The organism is Mangrovibrevibacter kandeliae (assembly GCF_024519155.1).
GTDB lineage: Bacteria > Pseudomonadota > Alphaproteobacteria > Rhizobiales > Rhizobiaceae > Mangrovibrevibacter > Mangrovibrevibacter kandeliae.
Genome location: NZ_JANIFJ010000002.1, coordinates 235,454 through 259,478 on the forward strand (window position 1 = coordinate 235,454; position 24,025 = coordinate 259,478).

The following is a 24,025-nucleotide window of genomic DNA, read 5'->3' on the forward strand; positions in this document are numbered from 1 at the left end:
CAAGGTCACCGGAGAGGCACACAAAGGAAAATGCGGCGACGGGGTAAAGGCTTGCCGAACAGGGAGGACCCCCCGCGCCGACGCTGCAGCATCGATCCGGAGCGCGGCCTCAGGCGGCCAGCGCGATCTCCGGCACGAAGTCGCGCACCCGCGCCATGTCCTCGTTGAACAGCGCCGTCTCGCGCTTCTGCGCCTCGGGATCGGGCAGGCGCAGGATGTAGGAGGGATGCACGGTGACGAGGAGCTTCGTGGTTTCCGTCAGGTCGATCAGCTTCGAGCGCGTCGCCTTGATCGTCACCGTCTTGCCGAGCACGGCCGCCGCCGCCGTCGCGCCGAGCGCCACCACGAGCTTCGGCCGCACGAACTCGCGCTCGAGGTCGAGCCACCAGCGGCAGGCCCGCACCTCGCCCATGTCCGGCTTCTGGTGGATGCGCCGCTTGCCGCGCGGCACGAACTTGAAGTGCTTCACCGCATTCGTCACGTAAGCCTGGGTGCGATCGACCCCGGCCACCGCCAGCGCCTGATCGAAGACCTTGCCGGCCGGACCAACGAAGGGCTCGCCGGCCAGGTCCTCCTGATCACCGGGCTGTTCGCCGACGAAGAACACCGGCGCGTTCCGCGGTCCCTTGCCGAACACGGTCTGCGTCGCCGGCTCCCACAAGTCGCAGGCCTTGCAGTGCAGCGCCTGGGCCCGCGCTTCGTCGAGGTCCTCGGGCCGCCGGTTCGCGCCATAGGCCGCATAGTCTGGGGCTCCACCTGTCACCATCGTGCGCTCCTGGGTTCGCTGATGCCGGATCGAGGGGAGCGTCGGCGCGTTCGCCAGCATCCGCGCCTCGGCCGCGCCAGCGCCGCGGATCAGCGGCTCGATCAGCTCGGCCTCCGGCAGGTTGCGCCAGTACTTCTTCGGCATCTCGGCCTGCATCGCCTTCGGCTTCAGGCGCGCCGGGTTGAAGATCGAGCCGTAATAGGTGAGCCAGAGCGCCTCCATGTCGTCGTCCCGCGGCCGGTCCTCGCGCCGGGCGCCGGGGCCGAAGGCGAGCTCGCCACCATCCCACGACACCGAGCGCTCCGGCGTCAGGATCGTCCAGCGCATGCCGGCGAAGCGGCGCATGAAGAAGGGCGCGGTGCGTTCGACGATATGGTGCTCGGGTTCGAACCAGGCGATGTAGTGCCGTTCGCCGTCCGGATCCTCCACCTCCCGGAAGCGGACGAAGGCGTGCATCTTGTGCTCGTCGCGTCGCACCGCCTTTTCCATCTCGCGGGCGCGCTGCACGTCCGGATCCGAAGCGACGTCCAGCAGGTGCTTGTCGGCCTGCAGGCGCCACAGCAGGCGATAGGCGAGGCCGAAGCGCTCGGGATCACTGTGGCAGAGGATCGTCTCGGCGAGGCTGGGGAAGGCGCGCGGCACCGTCGGTTGCCTCGCATCCGCCGGCGGCTCGGGCAACGGTTCGGCGAACAGCGGCGGGGTCTCGCCCTCCGGCACGAACACCATGTGTTCCGGCGCGACGCCGAGCGCCAGCGCCGTGCGGGCGGCCGCGCGCCAGCCGCCGAAGTCGGCGGGGGACGAGATCGTAGCGTGATAGGACTGGCGCATCATATGCGATGTTGGACTGACGGCTGTGGATCACAAACGATCAGTGGCGCATCTGTTTCCGCTGCACCGGCGCCCAGGATGAGATTGCGCCAATCGAGAATGGCGGCGTCGAGCGTAGGGCGCGGATCGGCTTTCAAAACAGGCTCAGCTGCTCGGCCCGCGGCGCCACCACCGTCCGCAGACCCTCCCGGTCGGTGAGGCCGCCGGGAGACCAGTCCAGCGCGGTGATGAACGGGCGCACCTTCGACAGCGACTGGCAGAGCCGACCGACATCCTCGAGCCGCAGCGTGCGATGCCGCCGAGTGGAAAGCAGCCGGTCGACGACCTTGGCGCCGAGACCGGGCACGCGCAGCAGCATCTCACGTGGCGCGCGGTTGACGTCGACCGGGAAGCGGTCGCGGTGCTTCAGCGCCCAGGCAAGCTTCGGATCGATCGCAAGATCGAGCATCCCGTCGTCGCCGCCGGCGACGATTTCGCCGCGCTCGAAGCCGTAGAACCGCATCAGCCAGTCGGCCTGGTAGAGCCGATGCTCGCGCATCAAGGGCGGGCGCGTGAGCGGCAGGCGGTTCGACGCATCGGGAATCGGCGAGAAGGCGGAGTAGTAGACGCGCCGCAGGCCGTAGGAGCCGTAAAGGTTCTCCGAACGGGTGAGGATCGCCGCATCGTCGGCACCGTCCGCACCGATGATCATCTGCGTCGACTGTCCGCCGGGCGCAAACCGCTTCGGCTTTGCCCGGTCGCGCTTTTCGCCTTTGCCTTCCTCGATCTTCAGCCGCAGGTGCCCCATCGAGCGGCGGATGTCGCGCGGCTTCTTCTCGGGCGCCATCGCCTCCAGCGAAAGGTCGGTCGGCAGCTCGATGTTGATCGACAGGCGGTCGGCGAACAGACCCGCCTCCTCGAGCAGGAGCGGCGAGGCATCCGGGATCGTCTTCAGATGGATGTAGCCGGAGAAATTCTCCTCCAGCCGCAGCTTTCGGGCGATCGCGACCATCTGCTCCATCGTGTAGTCGGAGCTCTGGATGATCCCGGACGAGAGGAACAGGCCCTCGATGTAGTTGCGCCGGTAGAAGGCCATCGTGAGCCGGACGACCTCGTCCACCGAGAACCGGGCGCGCGCCACGTTCGACGAGGAGCGGTTCACGCAGTAGGCGCAGTCGTAGATGCAGAAGTTGGTCATCAGGATCTTCAGGAGCGAGATGCACCGCCCGTCCGGCGCATAGGCGTGGCAGATCCCCGAGCCTTCGGTCGAGCCGATGCCCTTCGACTTCAGCGAGTCCCGCTTCTGCGTCCCGCTCGAGGCACAGGAGGCGTCGTACTTGGCGGCGTCCGAGAGGATCGCCAGCTTGTCTTTTAGCGTGGTCTTGGCCATACGGACAGGCATAGCGTTCCTGCTCCGTTCCTTCCAGTGGCGGAGGCCGGCGCTCACGAAAGGTTCAGCGAGGAGGCGTCCACCTGCCGCCCCGCAGGAACGTTCTCGTCCGCCACCCGTTGTGATGGTGAGGGACACGCGACCGCCGCATCAGTCTGGCGCGCCGCGCGGCTTTGCTGTTTGCAGGGGCGTATCGGGCGATGTCGGTCGACAACGACAGGACTCCATCATGCGCTCCATCTTCACACATCTCACCGCCGGCACGCTGATCGCAGCCACCACACTGGCGAGCTTCGGCGTCGCGCCGGCCGCCGCGCGGGACCGTCACCACGGCCACCGTGATCGGGAGCGTGCCATCGAGCGCTACTGCGACCATCACCGCGGCAACCGCGACTGCCGTGACTTCCGCCGTGGCCATGGCCACTGGGACGACCGTCACTACCAGCGCTTCTACCGCACGCATCGCAGCGGCTTCGACAACGGGGCGGCGGTGCTGTTCGGTCTGGCGGCGGGCGCCATCGCCGGTGCGGCCGCGAACTCCGGTTCGTCGAACTCGCATGTCGCACGCTGCGAGGCGCGCTATCGCTCCTACAACCGCCGCACCGACAGCTATCTCGGCTATGACGGCCGCCACCATCGCTGCACGCTCTGACGCAGCCTGCGTCTGCCAACGAGAAAGCCGGCCTTCGCGCCGGCTTTTTTCATGTGCGCGCCCCGATCGGCCGCGCGCGCGTTCCCGTAGCGCCTGTCGCTTGGCCGGCGCGGCAACAAAACGCGGGTCGTCCGCGCAACCTGCCGCGTCGGCCCGGCGTTTTCAGCGGCGTAAGGGAGCTTCAAAGGGTCCGGGCCGCTGCGTCGCGGAAGGAAGCCGCGGGGGCCGGACGGTTTCGGGAGTGCATGACATGCGCAGATTGATCACCACGCTCGCCGCCGGCGCTCTGCTCGCCACCGGCAGCCTCGGGCTCGCCGCCGCGCCGGCCGCAGCCCAGGATTGGGACCACCACCATCGCTACTACGGCCACCACGACCACTGGCGCGGCCACCACAACGGCTGGAACGGCAACGGGGTCGGCATCGGAATCGCAGGCCTCGCGGCCGGCGCGCTCATCGGCGGCGCGATCGCCAACTCCTACGATCCCTATCCCCGATACTACGGCGGTCCGGTCTACTATGAACGTGGGCCGGTCTACTACGAGCGCGCCACGCCGCTCTATCGCGTCGGCGGTTCGCATGCGCGCGCCTGTGCCATCCGCTATCGCACCTACGACCCGGTGAGCGACACCTTCATCGGTCGCGGCGGCCGGCACTATATCTGCCGTCTCTGATCACCGGAATGGCCGGAGCGGTTGCCGCTCCGGCCTTTTTTGTCTGCCAGATGCCCGGCGGACCGAACAGCATGAGGGTTATGCGACCTTTGCGACGGCCCGTTTGGTGACGACGGTCACGAGATTGGCGCGGTAGATCGACGAGCCGTGAAGATCGGACAGCATCAGTCCGGCATCGACAGTGAGACGATCCAGGGCCGCCGGGTCGAACGTCTGTGTCAAAGCCTGTTCCGCCGCACTCCAGCGGAAGACGCCGTCCGCCCCCGCACCGGTCACCCCCACCCGCACGTCAGTGCCGCGGCGCGCGACATAGGCCCCGCACATCGCATACCGGGAGGCGGGATTGCGGAACTTCTCGTAGGCGCTGGCATCCGGCGCCTCGAAGGAGACGGCGGTGACGATCTCGCCCTCCTCCAACGCCGTCTCGAACAGTCCGCGGAAGAAGTCCGCCGCGGGGACTTCACGCCGATCCGTGTGAATCAGGCCGTCCAGCGCGAGCAACGCGGCAGGGTAGTCGGCTGCGGGGTCGTTGTTGGCGACCGAGCCGCCGATGGTGCCCATGTGGCGCACCGCGGGGTCACCGATCAGTCCGGCAAGCTCCGCGAAGCCCGGAGCGACCGCGCGGATGTCGGCGCTTTCGGCAATCTCTCCATGCGTCATTCCACCGCCGATGCAGACGCGCCGCGCATCGACTGCAATACCCTTCATCTCGGGGACGTGGCGCAGGTCGATCAGGTCCGACGGGGCGGCGAGCCGCTGCTTCATCGTCGGAAGCAGCGTCATGCCGCCGGAGAGGAACTTGCCCTCCCCGCCGCTTTCCCCTGCAATGCGCACGGCGTCGGCGACCGAACTCGCGCGGTGATAGGTGGTCTCGTACATCGTGTCCTCCCGCCCGCTCAGCCGACCGTCTTCAGCGCCGCCCAGACCTTCTGGGGCGTCGCCGGCATCGTCAGGTCGTTGGTTCCGATCGCATCGGTGATGGCGTTGATGACCGCCGGCGGAGAACCGATCGCCCCCGCCTCGCCACAGCCTTTCATCCCCAAGGGATTCGACGGCGTTCGCGTCTCGGTCGTCGAGACGACGAAGTTCGGCAGGTCGTAGGCGCGGGGCATGGTGTAGTCCATGAACGACGCGGTCACGAGCTGCCCGGCCTCGTCGTAGGAGACGCCCTCCAGGAGCGCCTGGCCGATGCCCTGCGCGATGCCGCCATGCACCTGCCCCTCGACGATCATCGGGTTGATCACCCGGCCGAAATCGTCGGCAGCAACGAACTGCAGCACCTCCGTCTTGCCGGTCTCGGGGTCGACTTCGACCTCGCAGATGTAGCAGCCGGCCGGGAAAGTGAAGTTCTGCGGGTCGTAGAACGCGCCTTCCTTCAGGCCGGGCTCCATGCCGTCCGGCAGGTTGTGGCCGGTGTAGGCGGCAAGGCACACTTCATGCCAGCCGAGCTTGCGGTCGGTGCCGGCGATCCGCACCTCGCCGCCGGAGATCTCGATGTCGCCCTCGTCCGCCTCGAGGAGATGCGCGGCGATCTTCTTCGCCTTCGCCTCCACCTTGTCGAGCGCCTTGACGATCGCCGACATGCCGACCGCACCGGAGCGCGAACCGTAGGTGCCCATGCCGAACTGCACCTTGTCGGTGTCGCCGTGGATCACCTGGACATTGTCGACCGGCAGGCCAAAGCGCTCGGCGATCAGCTGGGCGAAGGTGGTCTCGTGCCCCTGGCCGTGACTGTGCGAGCCGGTTAGGATCTCGACCGTGCCGACCGGGTTGACCCGCACCTCGGCCGATTCCCAGAGCCCGACGCCGGCGCCGAGCGAGCCCACCGCCTTCGACGGCGCGATGCCGCAGGCCTCGATGTAGCAGCTCATGCCGAGCCCGCGCAGCTTGCCCTTGGCGGCGGCCTCGGTCCGCCGCGCCTCGAAGCCTGCAACGTCCGCAGCCGCCATCGCCGCGTTCAGGGAGGCGTCGAAGTCGCCGGCGTCATAGGTCATGATCACCTGCGTCTGGTACGGGAAGGATCGGATGAAGTTCTTGCGGCGCAGCTCCGCCGGCGAGACGCCGAGCTCACGCGCCGCCGTCTCCATCGTCCGCTCCAGGACGTAGGTCGCCTCCGGCCGCCCGGCGCCGCGATAGGCGTCCACCGGCACGGTGTTGGTGTAGACCGTGCGCACGTTGGCGTGGATCGCAGGGATGTCGTACTGGCCCGACAGGAGCGTCGCGTAGAGATAGGTCGGCACCGAGGACGAGAAGAGCGACATGTAGGCGCCGAGATTGGCGATGGTGTCGACCTTGAGGCCGAGGATCTTGTGCTCGGCGTCAAGCGCCAGCTCCACCTCGGTGACGTGGTCGCGCCCGTGCGCGTCGGTGAGGAACGCCTCGGTCCGGTCGCTCGTCCACTTCACCGGCACGCCGGTGCGCCTGGACGCCCAGAGGCAGACGATCTCCTCCGGATAGATGTAGATCTTCGAGCCGAAACCGCCGCCGACGTCCGGCGCGATCACCCGCAGCTTGTGCTCCGGCGCAACGTTGTAGAAGGCGCTCATCACCAGTCGGGCGACGTGCGGGTTCTGCGAGGTCGTCCAGAGCGTGTAATGGTCGTCGGCGGCGTCGTACTGGCCGAGCGCCGCGCGCGGCTCCAGCGGGTTCGGCACCAGGCGGTTGTTGACGATGTGCAGCTTCGTCACGTGCGCCGCGCCCGCAAAGGCGGCGTCCGTCTTCGCCTTGTCGCCGAGTTCCCAGTCGAAGATCAGGTTGCCCGGCGCCTCCGGATGCAGCTGCGGCGCGCCCGGCTCCAGCGCCTTGGCCGCCTCGATCACCGCCGGCAGTTCCTCGTAGGTCACCGCGACCGCCTCCGCAGCATCGCGCGCCTCGTCGCGGCTGCGCGCCACGACGACGGCGACGGCCTGCCCGACATGGCGCACCACGTCCGCCGCGAGCGCCGGCCAGGCGCCCATCTTCATCGGCGAGCCGTCCTTGGAGTGGACCATCCACCCGCAGATGAGGTTGCCGATGCCGTCGCCCCGCAGGTCCTCGCCGGTCAGCACGCCGACGACGCCGGGCATCGACTTCGCCGCACCCGTGTCGACACCGCCGATCTTCGCGTGGGCATGCGGCGAACGGACGAACACGGCATAGGCCATGCCAGGCACGCTCATGTCGTCGACGTAGCGGCCGCGTCCGGTGATGAAGCGTCGATCCTCCTTGCGCAGGACCTTCGCGCCGATGCCTTCGACACCCATGCCCGTTCCTCCCGATGCTGTCGACGGACGCGCCCGGGTCATCTCGGCGCGGCCGGCAGAAAAGCCGTGCCGGCTACTCCGCGGCGAGCGGTGTCCCCGCGCTGCGCGTGCTCTCGGCCGCCGCGAGGATCGCCTTGACGATGTTGTGATAGCCGGTGCAGCGGCAGAGATTGCCCTCGAGCTCGTCGCGAACCGTCTTCTCGTCGAGCGCGCCGTCGTGCCGGGCGATCATGTCGACCGCGGTCATGATCATGCCCGGCGTGCAGAAGCCGCACTGCAGCCCGTGATGCTCGCGGAAGGCGGCCTGCACCGGATGCAGGTCGCCGGCCGGCGCGAGGCCCTCGATGGTGGTCACGTGCGCGCCGGAGGCCTGCACGGCGAGAAGCGTGCAGGACTTCACCGCCTTGCCGTCGAGATGCACGACGCAGGCGCCGCATTGCGAGGTGTCGCAGCCGACATGCGTGCCCGTCAGGTGCAACGTGTCGCGCAGGAACTGGACGAGCAGCGTCCGGTCGGCGACCTCGGCGGTCGCCTCGCGTCCGTTCACGACCATGGCGATTGCGGTCATGCGGATCCTCCCGTGTCGGCCGCCGGCGACTTCTGCCGCTCTGATGGCCGTATCGCCGCCGTCTCCCAACGGCGGACGTTGCGAGATTGCCCGCTGCCGTGCCGCCCGGCAAGGGGAAATCTGGAAGCGTTCCAGATCGTGACGGGCGGGACGCGAGGCGCCGCAGTCCTCAGAAGGCGCCGCAACCGACCCACTCGAACTCCCGGCCCCATGCAAGCTATGGTAAACAAAGTCTTATCGGGGTGTGGCGCAATCGGCACATGCTGGCGACAAGCCGCATCCCTGCGATTGTGTCTCCCGCAAATCTCCGCATTTTTGGTGTCGTTCACTGAAAGCTTGTGAGCAGATGCCGCGGTATCACCGGGTCCGCGGCGCAGATGCGCGGCATGACGAACGAGTTCGAGGGTACGCCTTGGTCCCGATGCGGAAATACAAGATGCGGCGGCAGGCCGAACGCCCGCGGCAGCGGCGCGGCACCGTGTTCGGCACCGCCTGCCTCGGCGCGGCACTCACCTTCGGGAGCATCTCTCCGGCACTCAGCTTCGAGTTCCTCGGCTTCAAGTTCTTCGAGAAGGAGGACGCCAACGCGCTGGTGCTCGACCCGGTCAACTACACGGTCACGCTGACGGTCGAGCCGGCCGACAAGGATCTCCAGGACATACTCGAAAAGGCCTCTACGCTGGTTGCCCAGGAGGACGAGCCGGTGTCCGGCTCCCTCGGCCTCTTGTCGCGCGCCAACAACGACCGCAAGCGGATCGTAGCCGCGCTCTACGAGAACGCGCGCTACGACGGCGTCGTGAAGATCTTCATCGAAGGGCAGGACGTCGACACCCTGCCGCCGGATACGAAGTTCGACACCGCGCAGCCGGTGCCGGTGCTGATCACCGTCGACCCCGGCCAGAGCTTCACGATGGGCCGGGTGGACATCCAGGTGAACGGCGTGCCGATCGATCCGGCGCCCTACGAGCTGGAGCCCGGCTCCGGCGCCCAGTCGGTGCGGCTCCTGCAGCAGGAGGGCAAGCTCCTGCAGGACCTCAGGAACGAGGGCCGCCCCTTCGTCGCCGTGACGCATCGCGACATCGTCGCCGATTCGGCCACCGGCCGGCTCGACTACGACATCGACATCTCGCCCGGCGAGCCGGTGCCGTTCGGCGAGACGTCCGTGAGCGGCGCCAAGGACGTCGATCCGGGCTTCATCGCCTACATGGCCGGCATCGAACCCGGCACGATCTTCGCCCCGAAGGACCTGGAAAAGGCGCGCGATCGCCTCGTCAAGCTCGGCGTCTTCTCCTCCGTCACCGTGAAGGAAGCCAAGGCTCAGGCCGCGGACGGCACGATCCCGGTCGCGGTGGAGGTCGGCGAGCGGAAGTTCCGTTATTTCGGCTTCGGCGCCACCTATTCCAACACCGAAGGCGGCGGCGTCTCCGGCTATTGGGGCCACCGCAACCTGTTCGGCCACGCCGAAAGCATCCGCCTCGACGCCTCGGTGTCGCGGATCGGGGCAAACCTTGTCGAGAGCGACACCCAGCGCGCGACCGACGAGCTCGACTACAGCGCCGGCGTCGAGTTCCGCAAACCCGGCGTGCTCGGGCCGGATTCGGTCTATGTCGGCTCGCTGAAGGCGCTGACCGAGCACCCGCTCGCCTACGACCGCAAGGCGGTGATCGGCTCGTCGGGGGTCGAGTACAACCTCACCGACACGCAGACGCTCGCCGTCGCGCTGCAGGGCGAGTATGCCGAGATCACCGACTATCTCGGCACGCGCGACTACATCACGGCCTCGGTGCCGATCACCTACACCTACGACGGGCGGGACGACAAACTGAACCCGACCGAAGGGTTCTACGCCAAGCTCTTCGCCGAGCCGACCTACGAGATCGAGGGGGCGACGCCCTTCCTCAAGACGCGCGCCGACCTGTCGAGCTACCTCTCGCTCACCGAGAGCGACCGCCTCATCCTCGCCGGTCGCGTCGCCTACGGCGCGATCTTCGGTGCCGACGAGCCAGAGGACGTGCCGAACAACCGCCGCTTCTACGCCGGCGGCGGCGGTTCGGTGCGCGGCTACAGCTTCCAGTCGATCGGCCCCTACTTCCCCGACTTCACCCTGCCGGGCGCGAACGAAGACTTCGAGGACACGCCGCGTGGCGGCCTGTCGCTGTTCGAGGCCTCGGGCGAGGTGCGCATCGGCATCACCGAAAACATCCAGATCGTGCCCTTCGTCGACGTCGGGGCGGTCGGCACCGAGCTGACGCCCGACTTCTCCAACCTCAAGATCGGCGTCGGCGTCGGAGCGCGCTACCTGACGAGCTTCGGCCCGATCCGCATCGATGTCGGCCTGCCGCTGGACAAGGGTCCGCGCGACGCCGACTTTGAGATCTATGCCGGCATCGGACAGTCCTTCTGATGAACGCCCTCCGCACCCTCGCCCGCCTGCTGGCCGTCCTCGTCGCCGTCCTCGCCGGCACGGCGCTCGCCCCGCGCGCTGCCTCGGCGCAGAGCTTCCTTGCCGGGCAGATCGAAAACCTTCTCTCGACCGACACGATGCAGGTGAAGATCGACGGCCTGTCCGGCGCCTTCTCCGGCAACATTAGGATCGAGAAGGTGACGGTGTCGGACCCGCAGGGCGTCTTCCTGACGGCCGAGAACCTCGCGCTCGACTGGTCGCCGCTGGCGCTGGTGCGCGCTTCGGTCAACGTCCAGAACCTCTCGGCCGGCAAGATCACGCTTCTGCGCCTGCCGCAGTTTCCGACCGCTGCGCCCGGCAGCGACAGCGGCGGCGGCGGCTTCTCGCTGCCCTCGATCACCGCCGACATCCAGCGCATCGCGATCGACGAGTTCGACCTCGGCGAGCCGGTGCTCGGCCAGGCCGCGCGGATCAAGGCGGGGGCGAAGCTCGTCCTCGACAACGACCCGACCAAGCTCGAGCTGAACGCCGACATCACCCGCCTCGACCAGCCGGGCCAGATCGCGCTCAACCTCGCCTTCGCGCCGGCCGACAACAGGATCGGCGTCGACATCAAGGCGAGCGAGCCAGCGGGCGGCCTCGTCGCGCGCCTCCTCGAAATTCCGGGCCTGCCGCCGGTGGAGCTCACCGTCTCCGGCACCGGCCCCCTGAGCGATTTCATGGCGAACGGAGCACTGACCGTCGGCGGCGAGCAGGCGGCGATGCTGACGGCGCGCGTCCAGGACGGGGGCGACGGCCGACGCGTCACCGGCACGCTCGACGTCACCGCGCAGCGCTTCATCCCGGAGCGCTACGCCACCTATGTCGGCGGGCGCACCAGCCTCGACGTCGATCTGCTCCTGCGCGCCGACGGCGGCTATGTGGTCGACCGCGGCAACCTGACCTCGGACCAGCTGAACCTCACGGCCTCCGGGACGATCGCGCCGTCCGGCAGCGACAACGACTTCCGCTTCCTCGCCGAGGTGAAGGGCGTCGACGCGCTGTCGCTGTCCTTCGGGGCCGCGCCGAACACCACCAGTCTTGGCATCCGCCGGGTCGAGGGCACGCTCGCCGGCGCCTTCACCGACGCCGCGCTGAAAGCCCATGCCGAGCTGACGCAAGCCGGCTTCGGAGACTATCAGGCGCGCGACCTCGTCGCCGACGTGTCGAGCCCGGGCTTCAACATCAACGCGGTCACCGGCCCGGTCGCGGTCTCGGCGACCGCCGGCTCGGTCGCCGCGCCCGACGGCCTGCCCGAGCGCTTCCTCTCCGGCCCGGTGAAGATCGAGGCGACCGGTGCACTCGCGCCGGGCAGCCTGACGCTCGACAAGGCCTCCGCCAGCACGGGCGTCGCCAGTGCCGACGTCTCCGGCAGCGCGGCCTTCGACTTCTCGACCTTCGACCTCACCCTGTCGTCGTCCTTCGACACCGTCGCACTCTCCGCCGCCGCCGTGCCGCTCGCCGGCGACCGCCTCTCCGTGTCCGGCCATGCGACCCGCGCGGCCGACGGCGCGCTCAAGGCCGAGAACCTGTCGGTGCGCGGCGAAGGGCTGACCATCACGGGCAATGCGGGCCTCGCCAACGGCACGGTCGACGCCGACATCTCGGGCGCCCTCGACAACGCCGCCACCGCCGAACAGGGGCTGGTCGGGACGGCGAAGTTCCAGCTGACCGCCAAGGGCCCGGTCGAGAAGCCCGACCTCGACCTCGCGCTCACCAGCGACGGACTGACCATCGGCGGGCGCAAGCTCGCCAACCTCAAGGTCGAGGCGCGCGGCGCCTTCGACCCGACCTCGCCGTCGGGCAGCGTGCGCGTCTCCGGTACGCTCGACGGCGCTCCGCTCAGCGGCACCGCCGACATCGCGACACTGCCGAACGGCGAGCGGCAGGTGTCGAACCTCGTCATCAGCCAGGGCCCGAACCGCATCTCCGGTGCGTTGAAGCTGACCGAGGCCTTTGCGCCCGTCGGCACGCTCGACGTCGCGATCACCGATCTTGGTCCGCTCGCCGCGCTCGCCGTCCAGGAGGCGTCGGGCGACGTCGCCGGGCGCATCGATCTCAGCGTCAACACCGACCAGCTGCCGGTGGCGATGGCCAACCTCACCTCGAACACCCTGACCGTCGCCGGCACCACGCTGACCGGGGCCGACATCAAGCTGCAGGCGGTCGATTATCTCGGCAAGCCGCTTCCGTCCGGCACCATCACCGCGCGCGGTATCGACGGCGGCGGTGCGGCCATCCGCGACCTGACGCTGAACCTGTCCTCGGAGGGCGACACGACCTCGATCGACGCCAAGGCTACGGCCAACGGCGTGCCGGTGGATCTTGCCGGCCGCGTCCGCTTCACGCCCGAGGCGACCACCATCAATCTCGACCGGCTGAACGCCAACGCGCCGGACGCCCGGGTGAGCCTGGCCAAGCCCGCGACGATCTCGATCGCCGACGGGGTGACGCGGGTCGACCAGCTGCGTCTGACTGTCGGCGATGGCTCGGTGCTCGTCGACGGCACCGCTGGCCAGCGCTTCGACCTCACGGCCGTCCTCGACAAGGTGCCCGCCGCGCTCGGCAATCCGGCGGTGCAGGACCTCGACGCCTCCGGCACCGTTTCCGGCAGGGCCAGCGTCAGCGGCACCGGCGTCGACCCGACCGCCGAAGTCACGCTGACCGTGCGCGACGTTTCGACCAGGCCGATGCGCGACGCCAAGCTGCCGCCGCTCAACGCCGACTTCGCCGGCACCTATGCCGACCAGGTCCTGACCATCCGGCAGGCGATGATCGATCTCGGCACCGGCTCGGTGCAGGCGACGGGCACCGTCGGCGACCAGCTGAACCTGCAGCTGGCGCTGCGCACCGTGCCGGTCGCGCTCGCCAACAACTTCGTCGCCAACCTCGACGCCTCCGGCAGCCTCTCCGGAACGGCAACCGCCACCGGCGCACTCGCCAACCCGTCCGCCACGTTCGACGTCTCCGGCGAGGGCATCACCGCCAAGCCCGTCGCGGACGCCGGCATCGCGCCGCTGTCGCTGCGCCTCGCCGGCAGCTACGCCGAGCGGACCGCCACGCTGCAGACCGCCGTCGTCAATGTCGGCGACGGCTCGCTGACGGCGACCGGAACGGTGGGCGATCAGCTCGACCTCCAGCTGCGCATGAGCCGCATCCCGGTCGGGCTGGTGAACGCCTACCTGCCCGACCTGCAGGCGACGGGCACGCTCTCCGGCACGGCCAATGCGACCGGCTCGCTCGCACAGCCGAACGCCACGTTCAACCTCCAGGGCTCCGCGATCACAGCGCGCGCCGTCGCCCAGTCCGGCGTCGCGCCGCTCGACCTCACCGCCGCCGGGCGCTTTGCCGACGATACGCTGTCACTCGACCGCGCCCATGTCGCCGTCGGCCCCGGTTCGGTGGACGCCTCCGGCACCGTCGGCCGGACGCTCGACGTCAAGCTCACGATGACCCAGCTGCCGGTCGGCCTGGTGAACGGCTACCTGCCGGATCTCGGCGCCTCCGGCACGCTCTCCGGCAGCGCCTCCGCCACCGGCACGCTGTCGCAGCCGAACGCCGTCTTCGATCTCCAGGGGCGCGGCATCACCACCCGTCCGATCGCCTCCTCCGGCATCGCCCCGCTCAGCCTCGACGCCGCGGGCCGCTATGCCGAAAGCACCGCCACGATCGAGCGAGCGCATCTGACCGTCGGCGACGGCTCGCTCGACGCGTCCGGCACCGTCGGTCAGCAACTCAACGTCAAGGTCGCGATGGAGCGGCTGCCCGTCGGCCTCGTCAACGGCTACCTGCCGGACCTCGGCGCCCGAGGCACCCTGTCCGGGAGCGCCTCTGCGAGCGGCACGCTGTCCCAGCCGAACGCCGTCTTCGACCTCAAGGGCGCCGGCATCACCACGCGCCAGGTCGCCGCCTCCGGCATCCAGCCCCTGACCCTCGACGCCGCCGGGCGCTACCAAGACGGCACGGGCACCATCGACCGCGCCCATGTCACCGTCGGCGCCGGCTCGCTCGATGCCTCCGGCACCGTCGGCCAGACGCTGAACGTCAAGCTCGCGCTGCGGCAGATCCCGGTCGGCCTCGCCAACGGCTTCGTGCCCAGCCTCAACGCCTCCGGCACCCTGTCCGGAGACGCCACCGCGGCGGGCGCCCTGTCCAACCCGACCGCCGCGTTCGACATTTCGGGCAGCGGCATCCAGACGGCACAGACTCGCGCTGCCGGTGCGCCCGCGATCAACCTCTCGGCCAGTGGCCGCTACGCCAACCAGACGGTGACGCTGCAGACCGCCCGCGCCGATATCGGCGGCGGCTCGATCACCGCGCGCGGCACGGCGGGGCAACAGCTCGACCTCACGGTGGACATCGCCAATGTCTCGGCGTCGCTCGCCGCGGCCGTCGCGCCGGACCTTGCGCCGACCGGCTCGATCAACGGCTCGGTGCGCGCGACCGGCTCGGCCTCGGCCCCCAGCGTCGCCTACGACCTGCGCGTCAACGGCCTGACGCTGGCCCCCACCCGCGACGCCGGCGTCGGCGCGCTCGACATTACCGCTAGCGGCGACTACGGCAACGACCGCGTCACGCTCGACGCCAACCTCTCCGGCGGCGGCGGCATCGCGCTGACCGCCAGCGGATCGGTCGGCCTTGCCGGCACGCCGCAGCTCGACATCGCCGTGAACGGCACCGCGCCGCTCGCGCTCGCCAACCGCACGCTCGCCGCCGGCGGCCGCTCCATCCAGGGCACCGTCGCGGTGAACGTGCGCGTCACCGGCACCACCGCCGCGCCGAACGCGGTCGGCAGCGTCACCGTCTCCGGCGGACGCTTCGTCGACACCGGCACCAACGTCGCGGTCAACAATATCGCCGCGACCATCGCGCTCAACGGCCGCTCGGCCACGATCCAGGGCTTCAGCGCCCAGCTCGCCGCCGGCGGCACGATCACGGTCTCCGGCACCGTCGGGCTCGACGACGGCTTTCCGGCGGACATCCGGGTGCAGGTGGCAAACGGGCGCTACAACGACGGCGAGCTGATCGCCGCGCAGCTGAACGCCGACATCCGCTTCGCCGGACCGCTCACCGGCACGCCCACCCTCGGCGGCACGGTCGATTTCAACGAGATCAACGTCCTCGTGCCGGAACGGCTTCCGACCTCGCTCGCCCGCATCGACGTGAAGCATCGCAACGCGCCGCGCGCGGTGATCGAGCAGGATCGCAAGATCCGGCCGAAGAGTTCCGGAGGCGGTGCCGGCGGCGGCATCGATCTCGACCTGACGCTGAACGCGCCCAACCGCGTCTTCGTGCGCGGCCGCGGCCTCGACATCGAGCTCGGCGGCTCGATCCATGTCGGCGGCAGCGCGTCCTCGCCGTCCATCACCGGCGGCTTCGAGCTGCAGCGCGGCCGCTTCCGCATCCTGGCGCGGCGGCTCGACTTCCAGCGCGGCACGCTCAGCTTCACCGGCGGCCTCGTGCCGACGCTCGATCTTCTGGCGACCGCGGACGCCGAGGACGTGACGGTGAACATCGCCGTCACAGGGCCGGCCACCGACCCGGCCTTCAACTTCTCCTCGACCCCTGCCCTGCCGCAGGACGAGGTGCTGGCGCGGCTGATCTTCGGCCAGGGCACGGCCGACCTGTCGCCGCTGCAGATCGCCCAGCTCGCCGAGGCAGCGGCGACGCTCGCGGGTGTCGGCGGTGGCAGCGGGCTCCTCGACAACCTGCGGGCCCAGCTCGGCGTCGATGACCTCGACATCAAGACGACGCAGGACGGCCAGGCCTCGGTCGGCGTCGGCAAGTACCTCAACGACAACACCTATCTCGGCGTCGATTCGACCGGACGGGTGTCGCTCGACCTGAAGCTCGGCGGCGGGGTGAAGGCGCGGGCGGCGGTGAGCGCCACGGGCGGCGGCGAGGTCGGCGTGTTCTACGAGCACGAATACTGAGCCGGCTTTCACGGATGGCGCTCCGTCGCGGGGAAACCCGGCTTCACCGCCAGCGTTTTCCTCGACGAGAGATCGCGGCCGCATGCGATCGCAAAAACGCCCGAGGAGAAACGCCATGAGCACCGAACCGCTCGTCCATGCGAAATTCGACCACCCCAAGCACGGCGAGTTCGAGCGCCCGGACGCGGTGCTCGACGACCCCGGCCTCAGCGAGGCGGAAAAGCAGGAGGTGCTGGAGGCCTGGATCGAGCGGGTGCGGCACGAGGCGCGTCCCGACGCGCCGGAGCCGCACCCTCTGCGATCCTCGCTCGACGCCGCCATCGAACGGCTGGCCAGCGCCCGCACCTGAGGCGGCGACAAGGGCGGCATAAGGTCAGGCGAGAGGGCTCGACCGCAGGCATGGGGCTCTATATGCGCCCGCAGTGACCTATGCTGGTCTCCGAGCCGCGCATCGCAAGCGATTCGCGCGGCGCAACCCAAGCTGCGGACGACGCCCCGTGCCCGACCAGACCCACACCGGCCTTTCTTCCCAGATCCAGGCGATTGGCGAACGCGCCAAGGCGAGCGCCGCAAAGGGTGTGCGCGCCCTGTTCCAAGAGGACCCGGGGCGCTTCGGGCGCTTCTCCTTCCGCCTCGACGACCTCCTCCTCGACATCTCCAAATGCGCGATGGCACCTGACGACCTCGACGCGCTCCTCGAGCTCGCCCATGCGGCCGAGCTCGAGCAGAAGCGGGATGCGATGTTCGCCGGCGCCAAGATCAACGAGACGGAGGGCCGCAGCGTCCTGCACGTGGCGCTCCGGGCGACGGCCGAAGACGGCTTCACCGTCGACGGCGAGCCGACGGCGCCGATGGTTGAGGGCGTCCTCGCCGCGATGGCCACGTTCTCCGACGGCATCCGCTCCGGCGCGATCGCCGGCTCGTCGGGCAAGACGATCACCGACATCGTCAATATCGGCATCGGCGGCTCCGATCTCGGGCCGGTGATGGCGACGCTGGCGCTGGCGCCCTATCACGACGGGCCGCGCGCCCACTACGTGTCGAACATCGACGGCGCCCACATGGCCGACACGCTGAAGCTGCTCGATCCCGAGACGACGCTGTTCATCGTGGCGTCGAAGACCTTCACCACCATCGAGACCATGACCAATGCCGAGACGGCGCGCCGCTTCGTCGCCGACGCGCTCGGCGAGGCAGCCGTCGGCGCGCATTTCGCGGCCGTCTCGACGGCACTCGACAAGGTCGCCGCCTTCGGCATCGGCGAAGAGCGCGTCTTCGGCTTCTGGGACTGGGTCGGCGGCCGCTACTCGATCTGGTCCGCGATCGGCCTGCCGCTGATGATCGCCATCGGCCCGGAGAACTTCCGTAAGTTCCTCGCCGGCGCCCGCGCGCTCGACCGGCACTTCAAGACCGCGCCGCTGGCCGAGAACCTCCCCGTGCTGCTCGGTCTCGCCGGCTGGTGGCACCGCGTCGCGCAGGGCTATCCTGCGCGCGCGGTCATCCCCTACGACCAGCGCCTCGCCCGGTTGCCCGCCTACCTCCAGCAGCTCGACATGGAGTCGAACGGCAAGCATGTCGGCCTCGACGGGCGTCGCACGCCGACGGTCACCGGTCCGCTGGTCTGGGGCGAGCCCGGCACCAACGGCCAGCACGCCTTTTTCCAGCTTCTGCACCAGGGCACCGACATCATCCCGATCGAGTTCATCGTGGCTGCGAACGGCCACGAGCCGGAGCTGAAGCACCACCACGACCTGCTGCTCGCCAACTGCTTGGCGCAGAGCGAGGCGCTGATGCGCGGCCGCACCATCGAGGAGGCGCGCCAGCAGCTCCTCGACAAGGGCCTGTCGCAGGCCGAGGCCGAGCGGATTGCTCCCCATCGCGAGTTCTCCGGCGACCGCCCGTCGATCACCATCCTCTACGACAGGCTCGATCCCTTCGCCTTCGGCCGGCTGGTCGCGCTTTACGAGCACCGCGTCTTCGTCGAGGCGCAGCTCTTCGGCATCAACGCCTTCGATCAGTGGGGCGTCGAGCTTGGCAAGGAGCTTGCAACGCAGCTCCTGCCGGTCGTCACCGGCCAGACACCGTCCGACGGCAGGGACGGGTCCACCCGCGGACTCGTCGCGGCCATCCAGGAGATGAGAGCATGACTTCAGCTTTGGTCGAACCGACCACACCCGACGCCGAAGACGCCGCCGATCCGCTCACCGGCAACGGCACCGCGCCTCCCGCGCCGCGCGGCAACGACGCCGACACGCTGGCCCGCGAGATCGTCGAGAAGCTGACCTACTCGGTGGGCAAGAACCCTTCGGCCGCGCGCCGCCACGACTGGCTGACGGCGACGACGCTGGCCGTGCGCGATCGCATCATCGATCACTGGTTCGCGACCACGCAGGAGAGCTACGACCGCGAAGCCAAGCGCGTCTGTTACCTGTCGCTGGAGTTCCTCATCGGCCGTCTGCTGCGGGACGCGATCAGCAACCTGCAGCTCACCGATGCCGTGACCGAGGCGCTGGAGCGTTACGGCGTCGAGCTCGACATGATCGAGCTGCTCGAGCCGGACGCCGCGCTCGGCAATGGAGGCCTCGGCCGCCTGGCCGCCTGCTTCATGGAGTCGATGGCCTCGACGGGCGTGCCGGGCATCGGCTACGGCATCCGCTACGTGCACGGCCTGTTCCGTCAGGAGATCGCCGACGGGGCGCAGGTCGAGGTTCCCGAAACCTGGCTCGCCCACGGCAATCCCTGGGAGTTCGAGCGGCGCGAGAACGCCTACGAGATCAACTTCGGCGGCAAGATCGTCGCGGTCGACGAGCCCGGCCGGCCGCCGCGCCAGGTCTGGCGCCCGGGCGAGCGGATGCTCGCCGTCGCCTACGACACGCCGATCGTCGGCTGGCGCGGCACGCACGTGAACACGCTGCGGCTGTGGAGCGCCCAGGCGCTCGATCCGATCCTGCTCGACGCCTTCAATTCCGGTGATCACATCGGAGCGCTGCGCGAGGCCAACCAGGCCGAGGCGATCACCCGCGTGCTCTATCCGGCGGACTCGCATCAGGCGGGACAGGAGCTGCGGCTGCGCCAGGAGTTCTTCTTCTCCTCCGCCTCGCTGCAGGACATCCTGCGTCGCCACAAGCAGCAGTACGACACCTTCGACAATCTGGCCGACAAGGTGTCGGTGCAGCTCAACGACACCCATCCGGCGGTCTCGGTCGCCGAGCTGATGCGGCTGCTCGTCGACATCGAGGGGATGGAGTGGGGCAAGGCCTGGGAGACCACTCGCGCCGTCTTCTCCTACACCAACCACACGCTGCTGCCCGAGGCGCTCGAGACCTGGCCCGTGCATCTGTTCGAGCGGCTGCTGCCGCGGCAGATGCAGATCATCTACACGATCAACGCACAGGTGATCGGCGAGGCGCAGGCCGCCGGCATGGACGGCGGCAAGGTCTCCGCCGTGTCGCTGATCGACGAAGGCAACGGGCGGCGCGTACGCATGGGCCAGCTGGCCTTCGCCGGCTCGCACACCGTCAACGGCGTCTCGGCGCTGCACACCGAGCTGATGAAGCGGACCGTGTTCCGCAACCTTCACGAGCTCTACCCGGACCGGATCCAGAACAAGACCAACGGCGTGACGCCGCGCCGCTGGCTGCTGCAGTGCAACCCCGATCTCAAGTCGCTGATCGAGGCCACGATCGGCCCGGCCTTCGAGGACGACATCGAGAAGCTGCGCGATCTCGATGCCCGCGCGGACGACGCGGCCTTCCGCGACAAGTTCGCCGCCGCCAAGCGAGCCAACAAGGCGCGGCTTGCCCGCACGATTAAGGAGCGGCTCGCGATCAGCCTCGACACCGAGGCGATCTTCGACATCCAGGTGAAGCGCATCCACGAGTACAAGCGCCAGTTCCTGAACATCATCGAGGCGGTGGCGCTCTACGAGCAGATCCGATCGCATCCCGAACTGAGCTGGACGCCGCGCGTCAAGATCTTCGCCGGCAAGGCCGCGCCGAGCTACGTCCAGGCCAAGCAGATCATCCGGCTGATCAACGACGTCGCGCGGGTCGTCAACAACGACCCGGCGGTGCGCAACCTCCTGAAGATCGTGTTCATCCCGAACTACAACGTGAGCCTCGCCGAGATCATCATGCCGGCGGCCGACGTGTCGGAGCAGATCTCGACCGCGGGGCTGGAGGCCTCCGGCACCGGCAACATGAAGTTCGCCCTCAATGGCGCGCTGACCATCGGCACGCTCGACGGCGCCAACGTCGAGATGCTGGAGCATGTCGGCGAGGACAACATCTTCATCTTCGGCCTGACCGCGGACGAGGTGCGCCAGCGCCGCAACGAAGGCCACAACGGGCGCGCGATCATCGAAGGCCTGCCGATCCTGCGCGAGGCGCTCGACGCCATCGCGACGGGAGTCTTTTCGCCGGACGAGCCTGGCCGCTACGCCGGCCTCGTCGGCAACCTCTACGACAACGACTGGTGGATGATCGCCGCCGACTTCGAAGCCTACTGGGAAAAGCAGCGTGAGCTCGACCTTCTGTGGGACGACAAGGCGTCCTGGAACCGGAAGGCGGTCCTCAACACTGCCCGGATGGGCTGGTTCTCCTCGGACCGTTCGATCCGGGAGTACGCGAAGGACATCTGGCACGCCGGCCCCGGCGCCTGACCGCGACACGAACGCCTTGATGCCCCGGGCCGGCAAAAAAATGCCGGCCCGGCCGGGCCTCACCCTTGTGGAAGCTTTCCGGCTCAGCACTATGTGATCCGCCGGTCCGGGCTGGAGTTGCGCAGGGGCGCGGCGACCGGTTCGGCAACGGCAGAACCAACTGCCGGCAGCGGGAGGATCCGGGATGGCTGATCGTGGGCGAGTGGCGCCGATAGCGCGCGACACAATGGCTTACGTGCTCGCCGGCGGTCGCGGCAGCCGCCTGATGGAGCTGACCGACAACCGCGCCAAGCCGGCCGTCTATTTCGGCGGCAAGACGCGCATCATCGACTTCGCGCTCTCCAACGCGCTGAATTCGGGCATCCGGCGCATCGGCGTCGCGACGCAGTACAAGGCGCACAGCCTGATCCGCCACCTGCAGCGCGGCTGGAACTTCCTGCGGCCGGAGCGCAACGAGAGCTTCGACGTCCTGCCGGCGAGCCAGCGCGTCTCCGAAGACCAATGGTATTCCGGCACGGCCGACGCAGTCTACCAGAACATCGACATCATCGAGGACTACGCACCCCGCTACATCGTCATCCTGGCCGGTGATCACATCTACAAGATGGATTACGAGATCATGCTCCAGCAGCATGTCGACACCGGCGCGGACGTCACCGTGGGCTGCCTCGAAGTCCCGCGCATGGAGGCGGTCGGCTTTGGCGTGATGCACGTCGACACCGCCGGGCGCATCACCGACTTCGTCGAGAAGCCCGCCGACCCGCCGTCGATCCCGGGCCGCCCGGACACGGCTCTCGCCTCGATGGGCATCTACGTCTTCGACACCAACTTCCTGATGGACCAGCTGCGACGGGACGCGGCGGATCCCACGTCGCAGCGCGACTTCGGCAAGGACATCATCCCGCATATCGTCAAGCACGGCACGGCCTACGCGCACTCATTCAACCGCTCGGTGGTGCGTTCGGCCAACGAGGCGGAGGCCTACTGGCGCGACGTCGGCACGGTGGAAGCCTACTGGCAGGCCAACATCGACCTGACCGACGTCGTCCCGCCGCTCGACATCTACGACCGCGACTGGCCGATCTGGACGTATGCGGAAATCACCCCGCCGGCGAAGTTCGTGCACGACGAGGAGGGCCGACGCGGGACCGCCGTTTCGTCCCTGATCGCCGGCGACTGCATCGTCTCCGGTGGCACGCTCAAGCGCTCGCTGGTGTGCACGGGCGTGCGGGTGCGCTCCTACTCCTCGCTCGACCACGCCGTGGTGCTGCCTTACTCCAACATCGGCCGGCACGCGCGCGTCACCCGCGCGATCATCGACCGCGGCGTGCAGATCCCCGACGGGCTCGTCATCGGCGAGGATCCGGAGCTCGACGCCAAGCGCTTCCGGCGCACCTCGAACGGCATCTGCCTCGTCACCAAGTCGATGATCGACAGGCTCAACTACCGATGAACCTGACCGTCCTGGCGGTCGCGTCCGAGGTCTATCCCCTGGTGAAGACCGGGGGCCTCGCCGACGTGGCGGGGGCCCTGCCGCTGGCGCTCGCCCCGCTCGGCATCCGAACCGTCACGCTGCTGCCCGGTTATCCGAAGGTGATGGAGCTCGTCGGCGAGGGCGAGGCGGTCGCCGATCTCGACGACCTGTTCGGCGGGGCTGCACGCATTCTGGCGGCCGCCGTGCACGGACTCGAACTTTTCGTCCTCGACGCGCCGCATCTCTACAACCGTCAGGGCGGTCCCTACAGCGCCGGCGGTTTCGACCATGCCGACAACTGGGCGCGCTTTGCGGCGCTGTCGCGCGCCGGCGCGCTGATCGGCACGGGCCTCGTGCCGGGTTTCCGACCGGACATCGTCCACGCCCACGACTGGCAGGCGGCGCTGGCACCGGTCTATCTCGCCTTCGAACCCGCCCGGCCCCGCACCGTCCTGACGATCCACAACCTCGCCTTCCAGGGCAACTTTCCGCGGGCGATCTTCGGGGCGCTCGGCTTGCCGGACGGCGCCTGGTCGATCGGCGGTGTCGAGTATTACGGCAGCGTCGGCTACCTCAAGGGCGGCATCCATGCCGCCGACCGCGTCACCACGGTGAGCCCCAGCTATGCCGAGGAGATCCTGACCGAGGCCGGCGGCATGGGCCTGCAGGGCCTCCTGCGCGGACGCGGGCGCAATCTCGTCGGCATCGTCAACGGCATCGACACGGAGGTCTGGGACCCGGCGCGCGACCGGCTGGTCGCCCAACCCTATGCGGCGGACACGCTGGAGGCGCGCGCCCAGAACAAGCGGGCGCTCGAGGCCGAGTTCGGCCTGCGGCGCGGCGACGGCCCGATCATGGCGGTGGTCAGCCGGCTGACCTGGCAGAAGGGGCTCGACATCCTCGCCCGCATCCTCGACGACGTCGTCGCCCGCGGCATCCGGCTGGTCGTCGTCGGCTCGGGCGATCCCGACATCGAGCGCGCCTTCCTGGCGGCGCAGCCGCGCTACCCGGACCGCGTGGGCGTCAAGATCGGCTATGACGAGGCGGCCTCGCACCGGGTGCAGGCGGGCGCCGATGCGGTGATCATTCCGTCGCGCTTCGAGCCCTGCGGGCTGACCCAGCTCTACGGCCTGCGCTACGGCTGCATTCCGATCGTTTCGAAGGTCGGAGGTCTGGCCGACACCATCATCGATGCCAATTTCGCCGCCATGAGCACCGGCGCGGCGACCGGCTTCATCTTCTCGCCGGTCGAGGAAGGTGCGATGCTGGACGCGATCGAGCGCGCCCGCAGGGCGCACGAGGACGCAGAAGGCTGGCAGGCCCTGCAGCGGCAGGCGATGCGGGCCAAGGTCGACTGGCGCGAGAGCGCGCGGCGCTATGCCGAGCTGTATCAGGCTGTGACGAGAGAGCAGTAGAA

Annotated in this window: 14 protein-coding genes; 9 read left to right on the forward strand and 5 right to left on the reverse strand. The window is 69.1% G+C overall.

What is annotated here, in order from left to right:
- Positions 1-109 precede the first annotated feature (109 nt).
- Entirely contained in the window at positions 110-1,594 is a 1,485-nt protein-coding gene (locus NPA30_RS07475) for a UdgX family uracil-DNA binding protein (RefSeq protein WP_256801905.1), read from the reverse strand.
- 133 nt (positions 1,595-1,727) lie between these two features.
- Entirely contained in the window at positions 1,728-2,975 is a 1,248-nt protein-coding gene (locus NPA30_RS07480) for a putative DNA modification/repair radical SAM protein (protein ID WP_372338763.1), read from the reverse strand.
- Positions 2,976-3,192: 217 nt separating this feature from the next.
- Between NPA30_RS07480 and NPA30_RS07485 the strand changes: the two genes are divergently transcribed.
- Both NPA30_RS07485 and NPA30_RS07490 read left to right on the forward strand, forming a co-directional pair.
- Positions 3,193-3,615 (forward strand): BA14K family protein, encoded by a 423-nt coding sequence (locus NPA30_RS07485; protein WP_256801906.1) that lies wholly within the window; start codon positions 3,193-3,195, stop codon positions 3,613-3,615.
- A 250-nt stretch (positions 3,616-3,865) separates the two neighbouring features.
- A complete protein-coding gene (locus tag NPA30_RS07490) occupies positions 3,866-4,288 on the forward strand; it encodes a BA14K family protein (RefSeq protein ID WP_256801907.1) in 423 nt (140 codons plus the stop codon).
- Between the two features lie 78 nt (positions 4,289-4,366).
- Here NPA30_RS07490 and NPA30_RS07495 read toward each other — a convergent pair whose 3' ends face one another.
- The 3 genes from NPA30_RS07495 to NPA30_RS07505 all read right to left on the reverse strand — a co-directional run bounded on the left by NPA30_RS07495 (position 4,367) and on the right by NPA30_RS07505 (position 8,098).
- On the reverse strand, positions 4,367-5,167 hold the full coding sequence (locus tag NPA30_RS07495; RefSeq protein WP_256801908.1) for an FAD binding domain-containing protein: 801 nt from the start codon (positions 5,165-5,167) through the stop codon (positions 4,367-4,369).
- Positions 5,168-5,184: 17 nt separating this feature from the next.
- Positions 5,185-7,530 carry a xanthine dehydrogenase family protein molybdopterin-binding subunit gene (locus tag NPA30_RS07500; RefSeq protein ID WP_256801910.1) on the reverse strand — a complete coding sequence of 782 codons (2,346 nt, stop codon included), beginning with the start codon at positions 7,528-7,530 and terminating at the stop codon, positions 5,185-5,187.
- A gap of 73 nt (positions 7,531-7,603) precedes the next feature.
- The gene (locus NPA30_RS07505) at positions 7,604-8,098 is read right to left on the reverse strand and encodes a (2Fe-2S)-binding protein (RefSeq protein WP_256801911.1); all 495 of its coding nucleotides are present in this window, start codon (positions 8,096-8,098) and stop codon (positions 7,604-7,606) included.
- A 436-nt stretch (positions 8,099-8,534) separates the two neighbouring features.
- Here NPA30_RS07505 and NPA30_RS07510 point away from each other — a divergent pair, with 436 nt between their 5' ends.
- The 7 genes from NPA30_RS07510 (at position 8,535) to glgA (ending at position 24,023) form a co-directional block, all read left to right on the forward strand.
- A complete protein-coding gene (locus tag NPA30_RS07510) occupies positions 8,535-10,502 on the forward strand; it encodes an autotransporter assembly complex protein TamA (protein ID WP_256801912.1) in 1,968 nt (655 codons plus the stop codon).
- Positions 10,502-16,474 (forward strand): translocation/assembly module TamB domain-containing protein, encoded by a 5,973-nt coding sequence (locus tag NPA30_RS07515; RefSeq protein ID WP_256801913.1) that lies wholly within the window; start codon positions 10,502-10,504, stop codon positions 16,472-16,474. The genes NPA30_RS07510 and NPA30_RS07515 overlap by 1 nt, the downstream gene beginning before the upstream one ends.
- Positions 16,475-16,589: 115 nt before the next feature.
- Positions 16,590-16,823, forward strand: a complete 234-nt coding sequence (locus tag NPA30_RS07520; RefSeq protein WP_256801915.1) for a hypothetical protein — start codon at positions 16,590-16,592, stop codon at positions 16,821-16,823.
- 148 nt (positions 16,824-16,971) lie between these two features.
- Positions 16,972-18,621: a glucose-6-phosphate isomerase gene (gene pgi / locus NPA30_RS07525; RefSeq protein WP_372338764.1), complete on the forward strand. Its 1,650-nt coding sequence runs from the start codon at positions 16,972-16,974 to the stop codon at positions 18,619-18,621.
- Positions 18,618-21,134 (forward strand): glycogen/starch/alpha-glucan phosphorylase, encoded by a 2,517-nt coding sequence (locus NPA30_RS07530; RefSeq protein WP_256801917.1) that lies wholly within the window; start codon positions 18,618-18,620, stop codon positions 21,132-21,134. The genes pgi and NPA30_RS07530 overlap by 4 nt, the downstream gene beginning before the upstream one ends.
- A gap of 184 nt (positions 21,135-21,318) precedes the next feature.
- Entirely contained in the window at positions 21,319-22,587 is a 1,269-nt protein-coding gene (gene glgC / locus NPA30_RS07535) for a glucose-1-phosphate adenylyltransferase (protein ID WP_256801918.1), read from the forward strand.
- Between the two features lie 2 nt (positions 22,588-22,589).
- Entirely contained in the window at positions 22,590-24,023 is a 1,434-nt protein-coding gene (gene glgA / locus NPA30_RS07540; RefSeq protein ID WP_256802403.1) for a glycogen synthase GlgA, read from the forward strand.
- The last annotated feature ends 2 nt before the right edge of the window (positions 24,024-24,025 follow it).